Raw genomic sequence first — 16,073 nt, forward strand, 5'->3', positions numbered from 1 at the left:
GCTCATTTGCAAGCTGGGAACGGATTTCTTTGACGGATTCAGCTGCCGGGCTCTCAAGAACAACGTACGCACAAAGATACGCCTGATGATCCTTGTCTTCCCGCGAGATGACAACAGCTTCTCTTACCATCGGCAGCTTCAGCAGCCGGTTCTCAATTTCACCGAGCTCAATGCGGTAGCCGCGAATTTTCACCTGATGGTCAATCCGGCCAAGGAACTCGATATTCCCGTCAGGAAGCAATCGTGCAAGATCGCCTGTCCGGTACATCCGTTCCCCTGGAAGAAATGGATTTGGAACGAATTTTTCTGCCGTAAGCTCCGGTCTGTTTAAGTATCCCCGCGCAAGACCAGCCCCGCTCACGCAAAGCTCTCCCGGCACTCCCACTGGCACAAGGCAGTTATTTTGATCTAAAATATATACTTTGTTATTTGAGATAGGCTTTCCAATCGGAATGTTATTAAAATGATCATTTACTATATAGCTCGTCGTAACTACGGTATTTTCCGTGGGACCGTAATTATTGATAATTTGATAGTTTTGATGATTAAATTGATTAAGTTTATCTCCGCCTGTAAGCAGCCTTCTTAAAGAAGTATTCTTTAGTCTCATAAACTGTTCACACATTTGTGTAGGCAAAAAGCTAATGGAAATATGATGATCGTTAAAATATTGATTTAGTTTACCGGCATCGAGTTTTAAATCATCACTTATGATATGAATAGAAGCACCCGAAATTATATAAGGGAAAACCTCCCAAATGAAAGCATCAAAACTCATGCTTGCATAAACTGCACTGTTATCATTTTCACTTACCGTATTGTATGAGTTATGCCAATGGCATAAGTTCACCAGGGATTGATGCTCTATCATTACCCCCTTAGGATTTCCAGTAGAGCCTGAGGTATAAATGACATACACTAAATCCTTGCCTGTGTTCTCAATAAGTAAATTTTCAGTTTGATATTCTGATAATGAGTTTGCATGCATGTCAATTGCTTCGATATCAAACATGTCTTCTAAACCCGTTTCTTCAATCAGTTTAGAGTTAGTTAAAAGCAGTTTTGTTTGACTGTCTTTGAGGATATATTTGATTCGTTCTGCCGGGTATGCAGGATCAATCGGCAAATAGGCTCCTCCTGCCTTTAAGATCCCTAACATTCCGACTATTACATCTAAAGAGCGTTCAACCATTAAACTTACTAAGCTATTTGGCTCAACTCCCTTTTCTCTTAATAAGACTGCTAATTGATTTGATTTTTCATTTAGCTCACGATATGTGAGTTTTATACCTTCAAAAACAACTGCCACATTGTCTGGAGTCTGCTTCACTTGCTCTTCAAACAAACGATGAATCGGTTTATTTTGAGGAAACTCCATTAACTGAGTATTAGAATGATGCAGCAATATCATTTTGTCTTCTTCGGAAAAGATATCGATATCATTTAATACAGTATCAATGTTTTTCGTAGTTCCTTTTAATATATTGATATAAGTTTCTGAAATTCTTTCTATTGTATTAGCTTTAAATAATCCAGTCCTATATTCAATATTAAGTATAATGTCTTCTTCAAAGTCTAATACATTAAAAGTTAAATCAAATTTTGCGTTATCCAGGTCAAAGGTAATAGGGCTAATCATTAGATTTTCGGATTCTTTTGTGAACAATTTAGCATCCTCTAATACGAACATCGTATCGAATAGAGGGTTTTTATTAGAGTCTCTTTTGTAATCTATGCTGCGGACCAGCTCATCAAACTGATATTCTGAGTTTTCAAAAGCAGCAATTGTATTCTCTTTGACCTGCTCTAAGAAGTCTTTAAAACTTTTCACACTGTCGACATTATTCCTTAATGCGATAGTATTAACAAAAACTCCAAAAACATCTTGTAAATCTTTATGGATTCTTCCTGATGAAGCTGTTCCGACAACAATATCCGATTCACCGGTATATTTGTTTAACAGAATGTAATAAGCACTTAACATAAGCATGTATAAAGTAGTTCCGGTTTCCTTAGCAATGAACCTTACTTTTTTAGCTAGGCTGTTATCAAGGCGGATATACATAGAAGCGCCCTCAGTAGTATCCACAATAGCTCTTTTGTAATCATAAGGTAATTCCAATTTGGGAGGTAAATCCCGATAAACATCCAACCAATACTCTTTTTGTTTTTTGATTTCTTTAGATTGTTTATATTTATTTTCCCACTCGACAAAGTCCTTATATTGAACGTTCAACTCAAACAGATTCTTATTATGATACAAATCCCAAATCTCATTCACGAGAATACCCTGAGATGCACCATCTGAAATAATATGATGGAAATTCACCACTACTATATGTTTATTCTTGCCAATCATAATTATTTTCGCTCTCATTAGAGGGGGTTTACTCAGGTCGAAAGGAGCAATTGATTGCTTACAATAATGACTGGTTAAATCCTTTATTGAGTCATTTTCTGTTAATGTTGGTTTTTCAAATTCCAATTTAAAATCAACATGGTTATAAACCTTTTGAATCAACTCATTGCTTTTTAATTCAAATCCTGTTCTGAGGATCTCGTGCCTATCAATAAACTGTTTAAAAGCATTCTCCAGTCTGTATAAATCAATTTCACCTTTCACTAGCAATGCCATAGGAATATGATACGCTCCTCTTTCGTCTTCCATCATAGAAAGCATATACATTCTTTTTTGCATAGGTGAAGTAGCGTAAAACTCTTTTTTTGGTGCCCTTTCAATTGTATTTTGATGAGTTAAATATTGATTGGCCGTCAAATAGTGATCTAACGCTATTACAGAATCATTTTTAAAGATTTCACCAATTGGCACCTCAATATTCATTCTCTTTTTTATTTCTGTTATTATGGCAATCGCTTTTAATGAATCTCCACCTATTTCGTAAAAGTTAGTATCTATTCCTATCTGCTTCATTCCAAAAATATCTTTCCAAATTTCGAGCAATTCTTCTTGAGTTCCACTTTCTGCCTGAAGGCTGGCAGCAGCAACTTCATTTATTTCTTGGTTTTCCAGGTATTCCTTCAAAATACTTCTATTCACTTTCCCGTTAACTGTTAAAGGGATTTTGTCTATTCGAAAGAAATTTGCTGGAATCATATAATCCGGCAGCATGTTTTGCAAATAAAGTTTTAGCTCGCTTGCATTAAAATTATTTCGTGAAATGACAAACGCATAAATATTTTTCATGCCTTGTTCATTCTTAAAATCCATCACAACCGTCTTTATTACATCCTTGTGTGTAATTAGACAGTTTTCAATTTCACCTAATTCTACTCTATACCCCCTGATCTTTACTTGACTGTCTTTTCTGCCCAAAAAGTCTATATAACCTTCCTCATTTAAGATGCCATGGTCTCCGGTTTTATAAATGTAACCAAGCTCATCATGCATAATGAATGAAGAGTTGGTTTTTTCCATATCATTAATATACCCACTTGCTACTCCTAAGCCGCCTATATATAATTCTCCCTCTACTCCAGCCGGGCATAATTGGCGATTCTGATTCAATACGTAGATTTTCTGATTTGCCAACGGTCTGCCATAAGGTATGCTTTTCCAAGTTTTCTTTACCTCTTCTATAGGGAAATAAATAGACCAGATAGAACCTTCTGTTGCTCCGCCTAAACTAATAGCTTTTGCATTCTCAAATGTTTTTTGGATTTTCTCTGGAAGATCCAACGGAATCCAGTCTCCGCTAAGCATTACTATTCTTAAATCCCGGTTTTTTTCAATGGAATCATAAAGCTCAACTGTCAGCTCCATAATGGCAGGCACTGAATTCCATACCGTAATTCGCTCTTTTTCTAAAGCATGTTTTAATTGATTAACGTCTCTTTGATCATCTATAAGAACAAGAGATGCCCCTGCACTTAGTGAACCAAAAACATCATAGACAGACAGATCAAAACAAAAAGAGGAAATTCCCAAAATTCGATCTTCTTCAGAAACTTTGAATTTTTCATTGATATCTATAATGGTATTTGCGGCAGCTCCATGTGTGATTTGAACACCTTTAGGCTTGCCTGTACTGCCAGATGTAAAAATGACATAGGCCATATCTGATTCAGTGGTATTCAAGTCTGGCTTATTAATGGAGAAATTATTAATACATTCATCTCTATAAATACTAGGTGTTAAAAAGAAACTGCATTTGCTTTTTTCTTTGATGTATTCTTTTCGATCTTCAGGATAATCCGGATCAAGCGGTATATAGGCAGCACCGGATTTTAAAACTCCCAGGAGATTGACGACAGTGTCTATGCACCGTTCTCCTAAAACACCTATATATTCTCCTTTTTGCACACCTTTATCGATCAGGTATCTTGCAATTTGATTTGATTTTTCATCTAGTTCTTTATAGGTTATGGATTCATTGTGATGAACCACAGCTATATTTTGGGGCACAAGTTTTGCCCGCTTCATAAACATTTCATGAAGCGTACAAGTGTCCAGCTTTTTGTTAGTGTCATTGTAATTTTCAATAAGGCTTAGACTGATTTGGTCGATTTCAATTTCCTTTACTCGATCATCTGATATGACTTGATGCAATATACCGATAAACTGTTCAAACATAGACTCCATTATTTTGGCATCAAATAACTGCTCTACATAATCCCAGGTTATATACAAGCCGCCGTTTAATTCATAAACTTGATTATCAATGTAGACTTGAGACGTTCTGGTACTAAAGAATTTAATGCTTTCAAAATCAACCAGCTGATCAAAAGAATCTTCAGCGTTTTCACTTAATACACTAGTAAAAACGATAGGCATAATAGCTTGTTTATTCGTTTGGTGCTTCTTACCGATTGATCTAATGAAGTCTACTCCGTCAAAGTGTCTGTGTTCAAGAGCTTCCAAGAGAGTGTCTTGTACAGCAGCAGCAAAATCCCAGAAAGAATCCATCGCACTATCAGAATTAATATCCAGCAGCATTAAGGTAGTAAAGTCACCGACCATCTTTTTAACATCTTCGTGGAACGGCAGTCTATTAAAGACCGTTAAGTTCACAGCAAAATGACTTTGGTTACTCCAATATGCTAAAACATATGCATAAGCTGCGCATAGCACAGATGTAGGTGTAAGATCTCTATTTCTTGCCTGCAATTTTAATTTGCTCCATTTTTCTTTCTCAAGAAATTCTGAGTACTTATTAAACCTTGGCTTTATAATTTCCGATGGTTTGCATTTTAAAGGCAATGCAGGGGCGCTTGGAAACTCGTCCAATTTACTCATCCAATACTTTTCATCCTTTTTATATAAAGAAGAACGCTTAAATTTATTGGATGCTAAAACATAATCTCTGAAATTGTAGGATAACTCCGATAAATCCAGAAGAGGATTATCGTAAAATTGTTTAAATTCTTTTATCAAAATTTTCATGCTGCTGTCATCACAAATTAAAGGGTCTATATTTAAACAGAAATACTTTTTCTTGTTAGGCAAAATAAATGCTTTCAGCTCAAATAACGGCCACTGAGCAGGATCAATAATTTTAGAAATCATGTGATTCCGTACAGACAATATGCTCTCTTCTATTTGTTGCTCATTGGCTTCTGACAGGTCAACAGGTTCAACAGAATAAAAAACTTCGTCTTGAAGTATTCGTTGAGTCCCATTCTCAAAAATAATGGTCCTCAAAATAGAATGTCTGTCAATCAGCTTCTGCAAAGCTAGATTGAATCTGTCTATTTCGACATCCATCTCAAATTCGACCGTTAGATTTGTTGCAGATCCTCCGATTTCAAAAGTTGCATCTCTGCCTATTAAATAGGCCAGCTGAATTCCTGTAAGAGGAAATGGCTTGTGTATATTAGTTAGATCCGTCTTATCGCTAAAGTATTTTTGTTCTATTTGAACACCTTTGTTTTCTTCTACATACTTGCTTATCTCTTTTATTGTTGAAAGTCTAAAAAGATCCTTTAAGGAAAGATTTACATTCATTTTTTCGTGGATAGCAGATAGAAATTCCATTGCATGTAATGAATGACCTCCAAGCAAAGCAAAACGATCATTTACACCAATTCTTTTTATTTTTAATATTTGCTGCCAAAACTCAACTAATTGCTTTTCTGTGTCTGTTTGCGGTGCTTCGTACTCAGCAGATGTGCTACCAGTATCAGGCTCAGGCAGTGCCTTTTTGTCTATTTTCCCATTAGCGGTTAGGGGAAAGTGATCTAAATGAGTGAAATAAGCAGGAATCATATATTCTGGTAGATTTTCTGACAAAAAAAGTCTTAAGTCGTCAACCGAAACCTCTTTATTGGTAGTGATGTAAGCAGCCAAATAACTAGGATGTCCTTCTTCTTCTTTAACAATTACAATTGAATCCTTTACACTTTCATGTTGAATCAGCTGATTTTGTATTTCCCCAAGTTCAATTCGAAAACCGCGGATCTTTACTTGATGGTCCTTCCTTCCAATAAATTCAATATTACCATCAGGTAACCATTTGGCTAAATCCCCTGTAAGATATAATGTTTCACCTTGTTCAAGAGGGTTTGAAACAAATTTTTCCAAATTTAGTTTCTCATTATTCAAATATCCTTTGCTTAAACCATCTCCAGAAATACATAGCTCCCCAACTTCACCCGCTGGAAGAAGGTTCCTCTCTTCATCTAGTATATAAACAGATGTATTTGACAAAGGTTTTCCGATCGGAATGGTTTTATCTTCATTACAAATCTCATTAATGAAGTAATATGTGGTAAACACTGTGCTTTCTGTCGGGCCATAAACGTGGATAATTTTATCTCTCCCTAAAAAATCCAAAGCCTTTTTAGCATGGGAAATTGACACTCTTTCCCCGCCGAATAATATTTTTCTAATATTCTTAAGACAGCTGATGTCTAAATCGACTAGTACGTTAAACAGAGCCGTAGTAACAAACATAATACTTATATTTTCGTGTTTTATCAGAGCGCCAAGCTTTTTTATGTTCACAACAGTATCTTTATCTACAAGTACCAGTTTTGCACCATTTAACAAAGCACCGAATATATCAAAAACTGAGCCATCAAAAGAAAAATTTGAAAGTTGGAGGATAATATCATTTTCGTTGATTGTAATATAATTTGTATTTCTTACCACCCGTATTGCATTATAATGCGAAATAACTACTCCTTTGGGAACGCCTGTTGAACCGGAAGTATAAATTATATAAGCAGTGTCGTTGGAGCCATTTATTTTTTCAACATCAGCATTGTCTTCCTCAGAATAATCATCATTTAAATTAATAATTTCTATATCATTTTGAATTGAAGCAAGGTACTTTCCCTGGGTCAATAATAGTTTGGCATTTGTATCGTTCAGCATATGATTAATCCTTTGTTGCGGTGACTCAGGATCTATTGGCAAGTATGCTCCGCCGGACTTTAAAATACCAATCATTCCGATAATCATTTCAAGTGAACGGTCAGTCATCAAACCAACAATTTCTGAACGGCTAACACCCTTACGTCTCAATATTTTTGCAATTTGGTTTGATTGTTCATTAAGCTCTTTGTATGTAATCTGCTGACTTCCGTAAACGATAGCTATATGATCTGGATTCATTCTCGCCTGCTCTTCAAACAATTGATTGATAGTCACAGTTTTGGGATAATCGGTTTTCGTATCGTTGTATCCATAGGGCAGAACTGAATCAGTTTCACTCTTACTATTTCCAATTAACATATACATTTCCCCGCCTTTTTTATTTAAAGGAATTTTAGTCATCAATCAGAACTATTGAATAGAGTTTCTACATTGGGATGATCTCATTTCATTTTTGTCAATATTGTGAATTTTTTATTCAATTTTAAATAGAAGTATACGCTCATAACATTATGCTCATAACATTATTCAGAATGATTATGTGAATAACATTTGACCTTCGTTTTCCTTTCCTAAGACCAAAGTTTGGTTAATGAGAGCAGCAATTTTCTCAGCATTGTGATGAATAAAAAAGTGATTTCCCTCAAAATGATACAATCGAAACGATTTGTCAGTGTGATTTTTCCAACTCGTAAGATTTTCAAGCGCTATTGTATCGTTTACCCCATTTAATATAGATATGTTACAAGATATTTTTTCTTTCTTTTCCTTGTATTCATAAGTTTCCACCATTTTCAAATCGCTTTTTAATACTGGAATAAATACATCAAACAATTCATCATTATTTAACAGTTCTTCCGGAGTTCCTCCCAGTTCAATAATTTTCTTTTTAAATTGTTTATTAGGTAATTTGTATATAATCTCTTTTTTCTTCATGTCAGGAGATCTGTGCCCAGATAAAAAAATATGCTTTGGCTGACGGAAACCCATTCTCTTAATTTTATAATAAAGCTCATAAGCCAATAAACTGCCCATGCTGTGTCCGAAGATGGCATATTCGTTCTCTTTCAACTTGCCCTTAATACTTTCAAAAATATCTTCGATTGCTTCTTCTAAACACTCATAAAATGGCTCGTTGAATCTCTTCCCTCTCCCTTTTAAGGCTACTGGACACAATTTAATAGATTGGTTTAAATATTGACTCCATTTATAATAAATGGCTTCCGATCCTCCAGCATAAGGCAGACAAAATAATAACATTAAGCTCCTCCTTAGATTTAGTTATTAAGAATAAAATTGTTTAACCAATATAGCGAATAACAAGCTGTCATCTGATTTATCTGTTGGGATATGGCTTTATCAATATCTCTTCAGGAAGACCGCTGTATATGATGTTTCTTACCAGGGATTTTTTAACAAGGGGTTGAAATTGTTTAACTATTAACGTTTTGCTTGGCGGTGTTATTAACTGAGCTGGCGCTGAATCTTGGCAGCACTAGCATATAAAAGAAACCAACAAGTACTAAACATCCTCCTACCAGCCAAAATAGTGACTCAACTGTTAAAACAACCGGATAAAGTGAAGCAATGAAAAGAAGTGTTAAGGACTGGGAAAACATCATTAATGGGTTAATACATCCTTGGACCCTTCCCATCATCTTTGGATCAATAATTTTTGGGATCCATCCTCCTATAGCTACATTAATCATAGGTATTGCCAATGCCACTCCGGCTGTACATATCATATAAAGCCACACACTATTTACAAAAGAACTTATAATAGTTGCTCCCCCTGCAGTCAGCAGAGCTAAAATCAGCATGGTTTGAAGCTTTAATTTATGTGAAAGACTTGACGCGAGAAAGCTTCCAGCCAGAACTCCTGATCCAAATACAATCCCCAATATGATAGATATTTCTTCATAATTTACTGGGGTAAGCTTATACTTTAAGATAAAGACCTGCATGACGGATAATCCCCCATTTAAAATTCCAAATACAATAAACCCTGAAACAAGACAAAGAAGCAATTTGTGTGTTTTTATATAAATTAAGCCTTTTTTAAAATCACTCAAAACAAGCAGGATTTTTAAGTCCTTGAATGAGTGCTTTCCATTCGGCAACCTAATGTCTTCAGATATATTGCAAAAGTGTATAAGCAATCCGCTTATAAAGAAACTGAATGCATCAATTAGAATCGCACCTTCGATACCAATTGCCCAATAACTGAATATCCCGATCCCGCTGCCAAAGAGTACAAATAAGCTGGCAACCATTTGATTCAATCCAGCTGCCGTGGGATACTCTTTTTCGTTTAATATCCCTTGTATAATTGAGGATTGGGCTGGGTAAAAAAAGCTTTTTACAGCTCCTCTTAAAAAGAGCAGCATAAAGACTATTGGCATCACATCTATAACTAAAGCAAAGAATAACAAAACGGATAACACAGCACAGATCCAATCACAATTCTTGGCGATTAGTTGTCTGTCAAGGCGGTCTGCAAATACACCTACAAGAAAAAATACAGCCAAAGCGGGCAAGGATAACATGAGTTCAGTCATAGTGGCATAAGATGGCTGTTTAGAATACTGATGAAGAAGGTAAAACATAAGGGCGGTTATACCTATGGTCCCTCCCATTTGCGAGGTGAAGGAGGCAAGGAATAGTTTTAAATAATTCCTATTTTTAAGAAGAGATATCATGATTTTCATCTACATTCCTCGTTTCATAAGATCCAAAGTATTTAAAATAAAGGAAAAAGTAACCAATAAATTTCCGCATGGTCTTGAAACAAAGTGATCAGATAGGATGTAGCTATATTATTGCAAAAATGTTATTTAATTACTAGACAGAAAAGACAATTGATAATTAAGTCTTATCAACTACAATGTACAGAGTCAAACTACCCATTTCATTTTTGGTTTTTGAACAAATAAAAACACCTGGTTCATACAGGTGTTTTTATTCTGCCTAAAAATCTTTGGACCTCTCTTTTCGAGGTAAAATATACCCTTCGCCCTTTTCATAAATAGTTAGAACTTTTTTAGTCAATGCAAGCCTTGGTACAATCCAATACGATAACACAGCTGATATAATTCCAAAAAGAGCTCCTGCAGCAACATCGAAAGGATAGTGTACACCTACCCATATGCGTGAAACAGCTACACTAAGCGCAAATATGATCCAGATCCAGCCTGTTTTTTTATATACAAGCCAAAAAGAAAATGAGATAGAAAAGAATAGGATGGTGTGATCGCTTGGAAATGAATTATCCACCGCATGATCTACCAGTTTGTTAACATTTGAAAGAACTGCAAATGGTTGATGATTGGAATAGAGTTGACCGGCAATTTTCCCGATCATCTCTGCTATAATGAATGCCACTCCCGCCTGTATGACCATCATTCTGTTTCTATCATTTCGGGTAAACCAGAAAACAAGCATAACGAGTGCTAAAATAAACACTGCATATTCAGCAAGTATGACCATTGCTGAGTTTAGAAATGGAAATTCTTTACCCAAATCGTTTACAGCACGAAAAGCGGCAATATTCTGCTCTGATAAAGACATTTATATCATCCTCCTATTTAAAAATCTCATTTATACATGTAAGTGATTTGTGCGAACCGCAAACAATCTGCTTTTCACTTGAAAGCATTTATAAAAACTAATGTATATCCACCTTGTTAAAATAGATTATTAAGGAAACAAATCCTACTATTGAGACTAAAGCAATTCCCAAATAGGAGTATTCCGGAGGATAAGTAGAGAGAAGCGTATTCATTGAAATATCTCCGGCCGCTGCCCATGGGAACAATCCTCTGTGTTCTGAGTTAGCTGTCATAATATTTATCAAAGTAATTAGGATTGTAAAAATAATGGTGGGTACGTAATTCTTTAGAACAACTGTGATCAGAACAATAGGTGTTGATAAAACAAATAGTAAAACTCCCCCAATTGCAAAGTGCAAAAATGATTTGAGTACGAGTGATTGGCTGAGACCCGGGAATTGCAAGATCACACCCAGTAATAAAGTAAGCCCCCACGCAACTAAAGTTAAAAAGAATATCCAGATAAATAGCAGCAATAGTTTACTAAGTATCAGATTGATTCTGGAAACGGGTATGGTTAAAAGGTTTTTCAGTGTATCATCCATGTATTCCCTGTTAAAAATATAAGCGGCAACAACTCCATACAACGGAACCCCCACTACCAAGACTGTATATAAGTTAGCGTTGCTGAAAAGTTCATGAAATTTTATGACAGGAGCGGGATTCTCAGTCTTTATCTGTACATAGGATGCAACGACAACCATAAATGGAACGACCGAAGCTCCTATCGTACTTATTAGAAGCATCGCAGACCTTCTGAGTTTTAGTAACTCTGCATATAACAGATTAACCAATGGTTCCACCCCCAACCAATTTTGTGAAATAATCCTCCAGACGGTCTTCACTCATCAAAATTTTAAACACCTCAATATCGTTCTGAACAAGTAATTTATTAATCGCTCCCTGTTGTCCAATATGCGAGAAAATGCGGAGAATTCCGTCACCATGTACTTCGTAGTCAAAGATCTGAAAATGTTTCTCTAAAAGCATCGCAGCTTTATTATCATTCGAAACTTGAAACTCAAGAAACTTTCGATTTCTCTTCCGGAGAGTATCAAATTCGGTTTCCTCTAACAGTTTTCCCTCGTGAATAATGCCCAAATGATCAACTAATTGTTCAATCTCAGACAGGATATGGCTCGATATCAGCAGAGTAATTTTTCTTTCTTCAGCTAATGTTTTAATGAGCCTTCTCATCTCTTTAATCCCAATCGGATCTAAACCATTCGTCGGTTCATCTAATATTAGTAATTCCGGATAATGAAGAAGAGATCGGGCGATGCCAAGTCTTTGCTTCATTCCTAAAGAGTATTTGCCTACAAGCTTTTTGGTTTCATTCTCTAATCCCACAATTTCTAATGCTTCTTCAATTGCATTTTTTTTGTGAATTCCAACGATCCTGGCATTTATTTCAAGGTTTTCTTTAGCAGTGAGGTTTCCATAGAATCCAGGTACTTCTACAATTGAACCAATTCTTTTTAGAATGTCTTTCTTATTCGTATGTAAATCCTCACCGAATATCTCAATCTTTCCATGAGTAGGCTTTATCAGCCCCAGCAGCATTCTTATAGTCGTTGTTTTACCTGCCCCGTTTCTCCCAAGAAACCCGTAAATATCTCCTTCATTAACTGTTATGTTGAGGTTATCAACTGACTTTTGTTTTCCATAAACTTTTGTTAAATTTGTCGTTTTAATTATTTCCTGCATTGATCCAGACCTACTTTCCTAATGCTTATGTACAATAGTATAGGAATGCGTTTTTAACTGGAGATTAACTATTTCTTAACTATCTCTTAATTAGAGGGGCAAAAAAAACCTGCCCCCTTTAACTGGGAGCAGGTTTCATCTCAGTGATGTTTATGGCGTAAGGGTTTTGACGCCTGCATCAAGATAAGACTATATGATGAGGCGCTTCCCGTTACAAAGACGGCAGCTTCATTTCTTTCTCAAACATCAGGTCATCAATGCTTTTAAACGTGTAGCCTTCTTTTTTCAAATCGGTAATGGCATCGTCCAGAGCTTCTGAATTGTCCTTTGAAACGGTGTGAAGAAGGTAGATCGCGCCGGGATGCGCCTGCTTTATCATGTGATCATAGGCGTATTGTTTCCCTTTTTGCTCGTTAACCTTCCAGTCGACAAATGCGACGGACCAGAAAACGGTTTGGTAGCCGAGGCGCTTCGTTTCTTTCAGGACATATTCGCTGAATACGCCGCGCGGCGGACGGAGATACAGGTTGTCCCGCTTTCCGGTAATGTTGTACACAGCTTCCGTGACGGAATCGAGTTCGTCTTGAATCTGATCGCCCGTTTTTGTCGTCAGATCAGGATGATGAAAAGAATGATTGCCGATGATATGGCCTTCCTTTGACATCCGTTTAATCAAATCAGGCTGCTCTTTCACAAAATGACCCGTGACAAAAAAAGTGCCCGTGACATGATGTTTTTTTAACACATCAAGCACTTTCGGGGTGTACCCATTTTCATATCCGTTATCAAACGTTAAATAGATGGTCTTTTCTTTCGTATTGCCCAAATAAAAGGCATCATATTTTTTGACCAGATTGTCCAGCTGTCTGCCGGCATCCGGCGGCTGATGATTGACACTGCGTTTAAAGCCCCAGTTTATCCGTTCATTCGGAACGGCCTCTGCGCTGTTGATGCCTCCCGCAAGTAAAACGGCCATGCAGCAAATTGAACAAAACCATTTCATGACCAGCACTCCTTCTGCATTTTTCCTTATTTTGCAGTAGGCCCTGTCCTTTTATACAGCCGCATTATGGAAAAAGAAAAACCCCGGCATCCGCCGGGGTTTATTCCCAATCCTTTTTAAAGCGTTCGTATTTTGCTTCCAGATCATCAAGCATGCCGATGAGCCGGTCTATATCTTCAACATCCGTTGATTCAGGGTCTAATGAATCAATGACATTCATAAACATATCGAGTCTGTTCTTTAAGTAATCGAGCTGCTGATCTTTGCTGTTTACTGCATTCCCCATACTTCCACTCCATTCATTTTTTATAATGGTAGCGTATTTTTTGGCGTTTTTCAATGGTTCCGCTACTTGCGATCTTGGCAGATCAGGTCTAAAATTAACAGTTGGCAGACGTTAGTATGCCCCATTTATAAAGGAGTTAGATAGTCATGACACAAAACACAGCACTGCGTCCGATCACACCGGAGTACGATCCTTGGGAAGCGTACATGGATGTCGACCAGTATGGAGATATGAAACTGACGAACGTTGAATTCACAACGACGACTTTGTGCAATATGAGATGCGAGCACTGCGCCGTCGGGTACACGCTCCAGCCGAAAGACCCGAATGCGCTGCCGATTGACCTTTTATTAAAGCGGCTTGATGAAATTCCACTGTTACGCTCTATCAGCATTACGGGCGGCGAACCGATGCTTTCGCTGAAATCGGTAAAGGAATACGTCGTCCCGCTTTTAAAATATGCGCATGAACGCGGCGTCCGTACACAGATCAATTCAAACCTGACGCTTGATATCGGGCGCTACGAACGGATTATTCCTTATTTGGACGTTCTTCACATTTCACACAACTGGGGAACGGTCGAGGACTTTGCCGACATCGGATTTGCGATGATGGAGAAGAAACCGACATTTGAACAGCGGGCGCGCTATTTTGACAAAATGATTGAAAACAGCCGCACGCTTGTCGAAGCAGGCGTAATGGTTTCAGCGGAAACGATGCTGAACAAACGGACGCTGCCGCATATTGAACATATTCACCGGCAGATTACGGAAGAAATGAAATGCCAGCGGCACGAAGTCCATCCGATGTATCCGAGTGATTTCGCCAGCGCGCTTGAATCACTCAGCCTGACGGACATGAGACAGGCCATTCATCATCTGCTCGACATTCGCGATGAAGAGACATGGATGCTGTTCGGTACGCTCCCGTTTTACGCATGCAGCCCTGATGAAGAAGACCAGAAGCTCCTCCGCCGCCTGCGGGAAGCGAAAAACGTTACGGTGCGAAACGACCCTGACGGCCGCTCCCGCCTGAATGTCAACATTTTTGACGGAAATATCATTGTCACGGATTTCGGCGATACACCGCCGCTCGGCAATATTAAAACAGACAGCCTTCCTGAAGCATATGACAAGTGGAGACAGACGAAGCTGAGCAAAGAGCTGAACTGCCGCTGCACAAACGTCCGGTGCCTCGGACCGAACGTCCTTGTCAAAAACAGTTATTATCAGGACACGGATTTTTCATTACGAAAAGCCAGAGGTTAACAGAAGATGGAAACAACAATTACGGACATTTTGAAAAGCAAAGTGGTTGAGATCATCATCGTCGCTCTCGTGCTTTACGCCGGTGTTTTTCTGATCAACCGCTTTGTCCAGGTGTTATTTAAACGCACGGATTTCTTAGAGGAACGGAAAGGGAAAACGATTGAAAGCCTCGTCCGGTCCATCACCCAGTATACGGCGACGATCGGTTTTATCTTTTACGTCATTTCTTTATTCGTTCATGATTTCGGCCGAATTTTAGCCGGGGCGGGTGTTGCCGGTATCGTCATCGGTTTCGGCGCCCAGTCATTAATCAAAGACATATTGGCCGGTGTCTTTTTAATATACGAACGCCAGCTTCATAAAGGCGATTACGTGACGATTAACAACCTGTTCAACGGCACAGTCGAAGAAATCGGACTCCGTTCCCTCCAGATCCGTGAGTGGACCGGCAAGCTGCTTACCATTTCAAACGGTGAGGTCAGACAGCTTCAAAACTATAACATTGATTTTATGCGGATTACCGAATCCGTCGTGATCAGTTACAAGGAAGATCCCGAGCGGGTATATGCCGTCTTAGAAAAAGCCTGCGACATGCTCAATGATGAGCTTCGCGATTCACTGAAGCGGGATGAATTTCTCAATGCGACGGAGCCGTTTCAAGTGCATGGAATCATGAGCCTGAACAAATTAACCAGAGGCATTGAATTTACCGTCAAAGGCATGGTTCAAGACACAGAATACTTCTCGGCGAGCCTTGCGGTGAGACGCGTTCTTGCCCGGGAGCTGTACAACAACAATGTGCAATTGCTTGAGGAAATGTATCACACACAAAAAAGCTGATTCCCGAACCGGAATCAGCTTTTTTTAT

At 37.9% G+C, this 16,073-nt stretch carries 10 protein-coding genes; 2 read left to right on the top strand and 8 right to left on the bottom strand.

Annotated elements, in window-relative coordinates:
- The 8 genes from SB847_RS19300 to SB847_RS19335 all read right to left on the bottom strand — a co-directional run.
- Positions 1–7,693, bottom strand: a 7,693-nt coding sequence (locus tag SB847_RS19300; RefSeq protein WP_410564823.1) for an amino acid adenylation domain-containing protein, incomplete at its 3' end; no start/stop codon positions are given.
- A 177-nt stretch (positions 7,694–7,870) separates the two neighbouring features.
- The gene (locus SB847_RS19305; RefSeq protein WP_045206985.1) at positions 7,871–8,593 is read right to left on the bottom strand and encodes a thioesterase II family protein; all 723 of its coding nucleotides are present in this window, start codon (positions 8,591–8,593) and stop codon (positions 7,871–7,873) included.
- Positions 8,594–8,766: 173 nt separating this feature from the next.
- The gene (locus SB847_RS19310; RefSeq protein ID WP_045206984.1) at positions 8,767–10,041 is read right to left on the bottom strand and encodes an MFS transporter; all 1,275 of its coding nucleotides are present in this window, start codon (positions 10,039–10,041) and stop codon (positions 8,767–8,769) included.
- 259 nt (positions 10,042–10,300) lie between these two features.
- Positions 10,301–10,900: an undecaprenyl-diphosphatase gene (locus SB847_RS19315; protein WP_045206983.1), complete on the bottom strand. Its 600-nt coding sequence runs from the start codon at positions 10,898–10,900 to the stop codon at positions 10,301–10,303.
- Positions 10,901–10,997: 97 nt separating this feature from the next.
- Complete coding sequence (locus SB847_RS19320; RefSeq protein WP_045206982.1) at positions 10,998–11,735, bottom strand: ABC transporter permease; 738 nt, start codon at positions 11,733–11,735, stop codon at positions 10,998–11,000.
- The gene (locus SB847_RS19325; protein WP_045206981.1) at positions 11,728–12,648 is read right to left on the bottom strand and encodes an ABC transporter ATP-binding protein; all 921 of its coding nucleotides are present in this window, start codon (positions 12,646–12,648) and stop codon (positions 11,728–11,730) included. The genes SB847_RS19320 and SB847_RS19325 overlap by 8 nt, the downstream gene beginning before the upstream one ends.
- A gap of 211 nt (positions 12,649–12,859) precedes the next feature.
- A complete protein-coding gene (gene pdaA / locus SB847_RS19330) occupies positions 12,860–13,651 on the bottom strand; it encodes a delta-lactam-biosynthetic de-N-acetylase (protein ID WP_014417202.1) in 792 nt (263 codons plus the stop codon).
- 100 nt (positions 13,652–13,751) lie between these two features.
- The gene (locus SB847_RS19335; protein ID WP_003155558.1) at positions 13,752–13,937 is read right to left on the bottom strand and encodes an SE1561 family protein; all 186 of its coding nucleotides are present in this window, start codon (positions 13,935–13,937) and stop codon (positions 13,752–13,754) included.
- Between the two features lie 146 nt (positions 13,938–14,083).
- Here SB847_RS19335 and yfkAB point away from each other — a divergent pair, with 146 nt between their 5' ends.
- Entirely contained in the window at positions 14,084–15,205 is a 1,122-nt protein-coding gene (yfkAB, locus tag SB847_RS19340; RefSeq protein WP_007610076.1) for a radical SAM/CxCxxxxC motif protein YfkAB, read from the top strand.
- Positions 15,206–15,211: 6 nt separating this feature from the next.
- Positions 15,212–16,045: a mechanosensitive ion channel family protein gene (locus SB847_RS19345; RefSeq protein ID WP_007408513.1), complete on the top strand. Its 834-nt coding sequence runs from the start codon at positions 15,212–15,214 to the stop codon at positions 16,043–16,045.
- Positions 16,046–16,073 lie beyond the last annotated feature (28 nt).

It is taken from the genome of Bacillus sp. SIMBA_026 (assembly GCF_046535335.1).
GTDB lineage: Bacteria > Bacillota > Bacilli > Bacillales > Bacillaceae > Bacillus > Bacillus velezensis.

Bases quoted from the DNA above. Each gene is read 5' to 3' on its own strand.
- yfkAB (WP_007610076.1), top strand. From the start codon at position 14,084: ATGACACAAAACACAGCACTGCGTCCGATCACACCGGAGTACGATCCT.
- SB847_RS19325 (WP_045206981.1), bottom strand. From the start codon at position 12,648: ATGCAGGAAATAATTAAAACGACAAATTTAACAAAAGTTTATGGAAAA.
- SB847_RS19310 (WP_045206984.1), bottom strand. From the start codon at position 10,041: ATGAAAATCATGATATCTCTTCTTAAAAATAGGAATTATTTAAAACTA.
- SB847_RS19315 (WP_045206983.1), bottom strand. From the start codon at position 10,900: ATGTCTTTATCAGAGCAGAATATTGCCGCTTTTCGTGCTGTAAACGAT.
- pdaA (WP_014417202.1), bottom strand. From the start codon at position 13,651: ATGAAATGGTTTTGTTCAATTTGCTGCATGGCCGTTTTACTTGCGGGA.
- SB847_RS19345 (WP_007408513.1), top strand. From the start codon at position 15,212: ATGGAAACAACAATTACGGACATTTTGAAAAGCAAAGTGGTTGAGATC.
- SB847_RS19335 (WP_003155558.1), bottom strand. From the start codon at position 13,937: ATGGGGAATGCAGTAAACAGCAAAGATCAGCAGCTCGATTACTTAAAG.
- SB847_RS19305 (WP_045206985.1), bottom strand. From the start codon at position 8,593: ATGTTATTATTTTGTCTGCCTTATGCTGGAGGATCGGAAGCCATTTAT.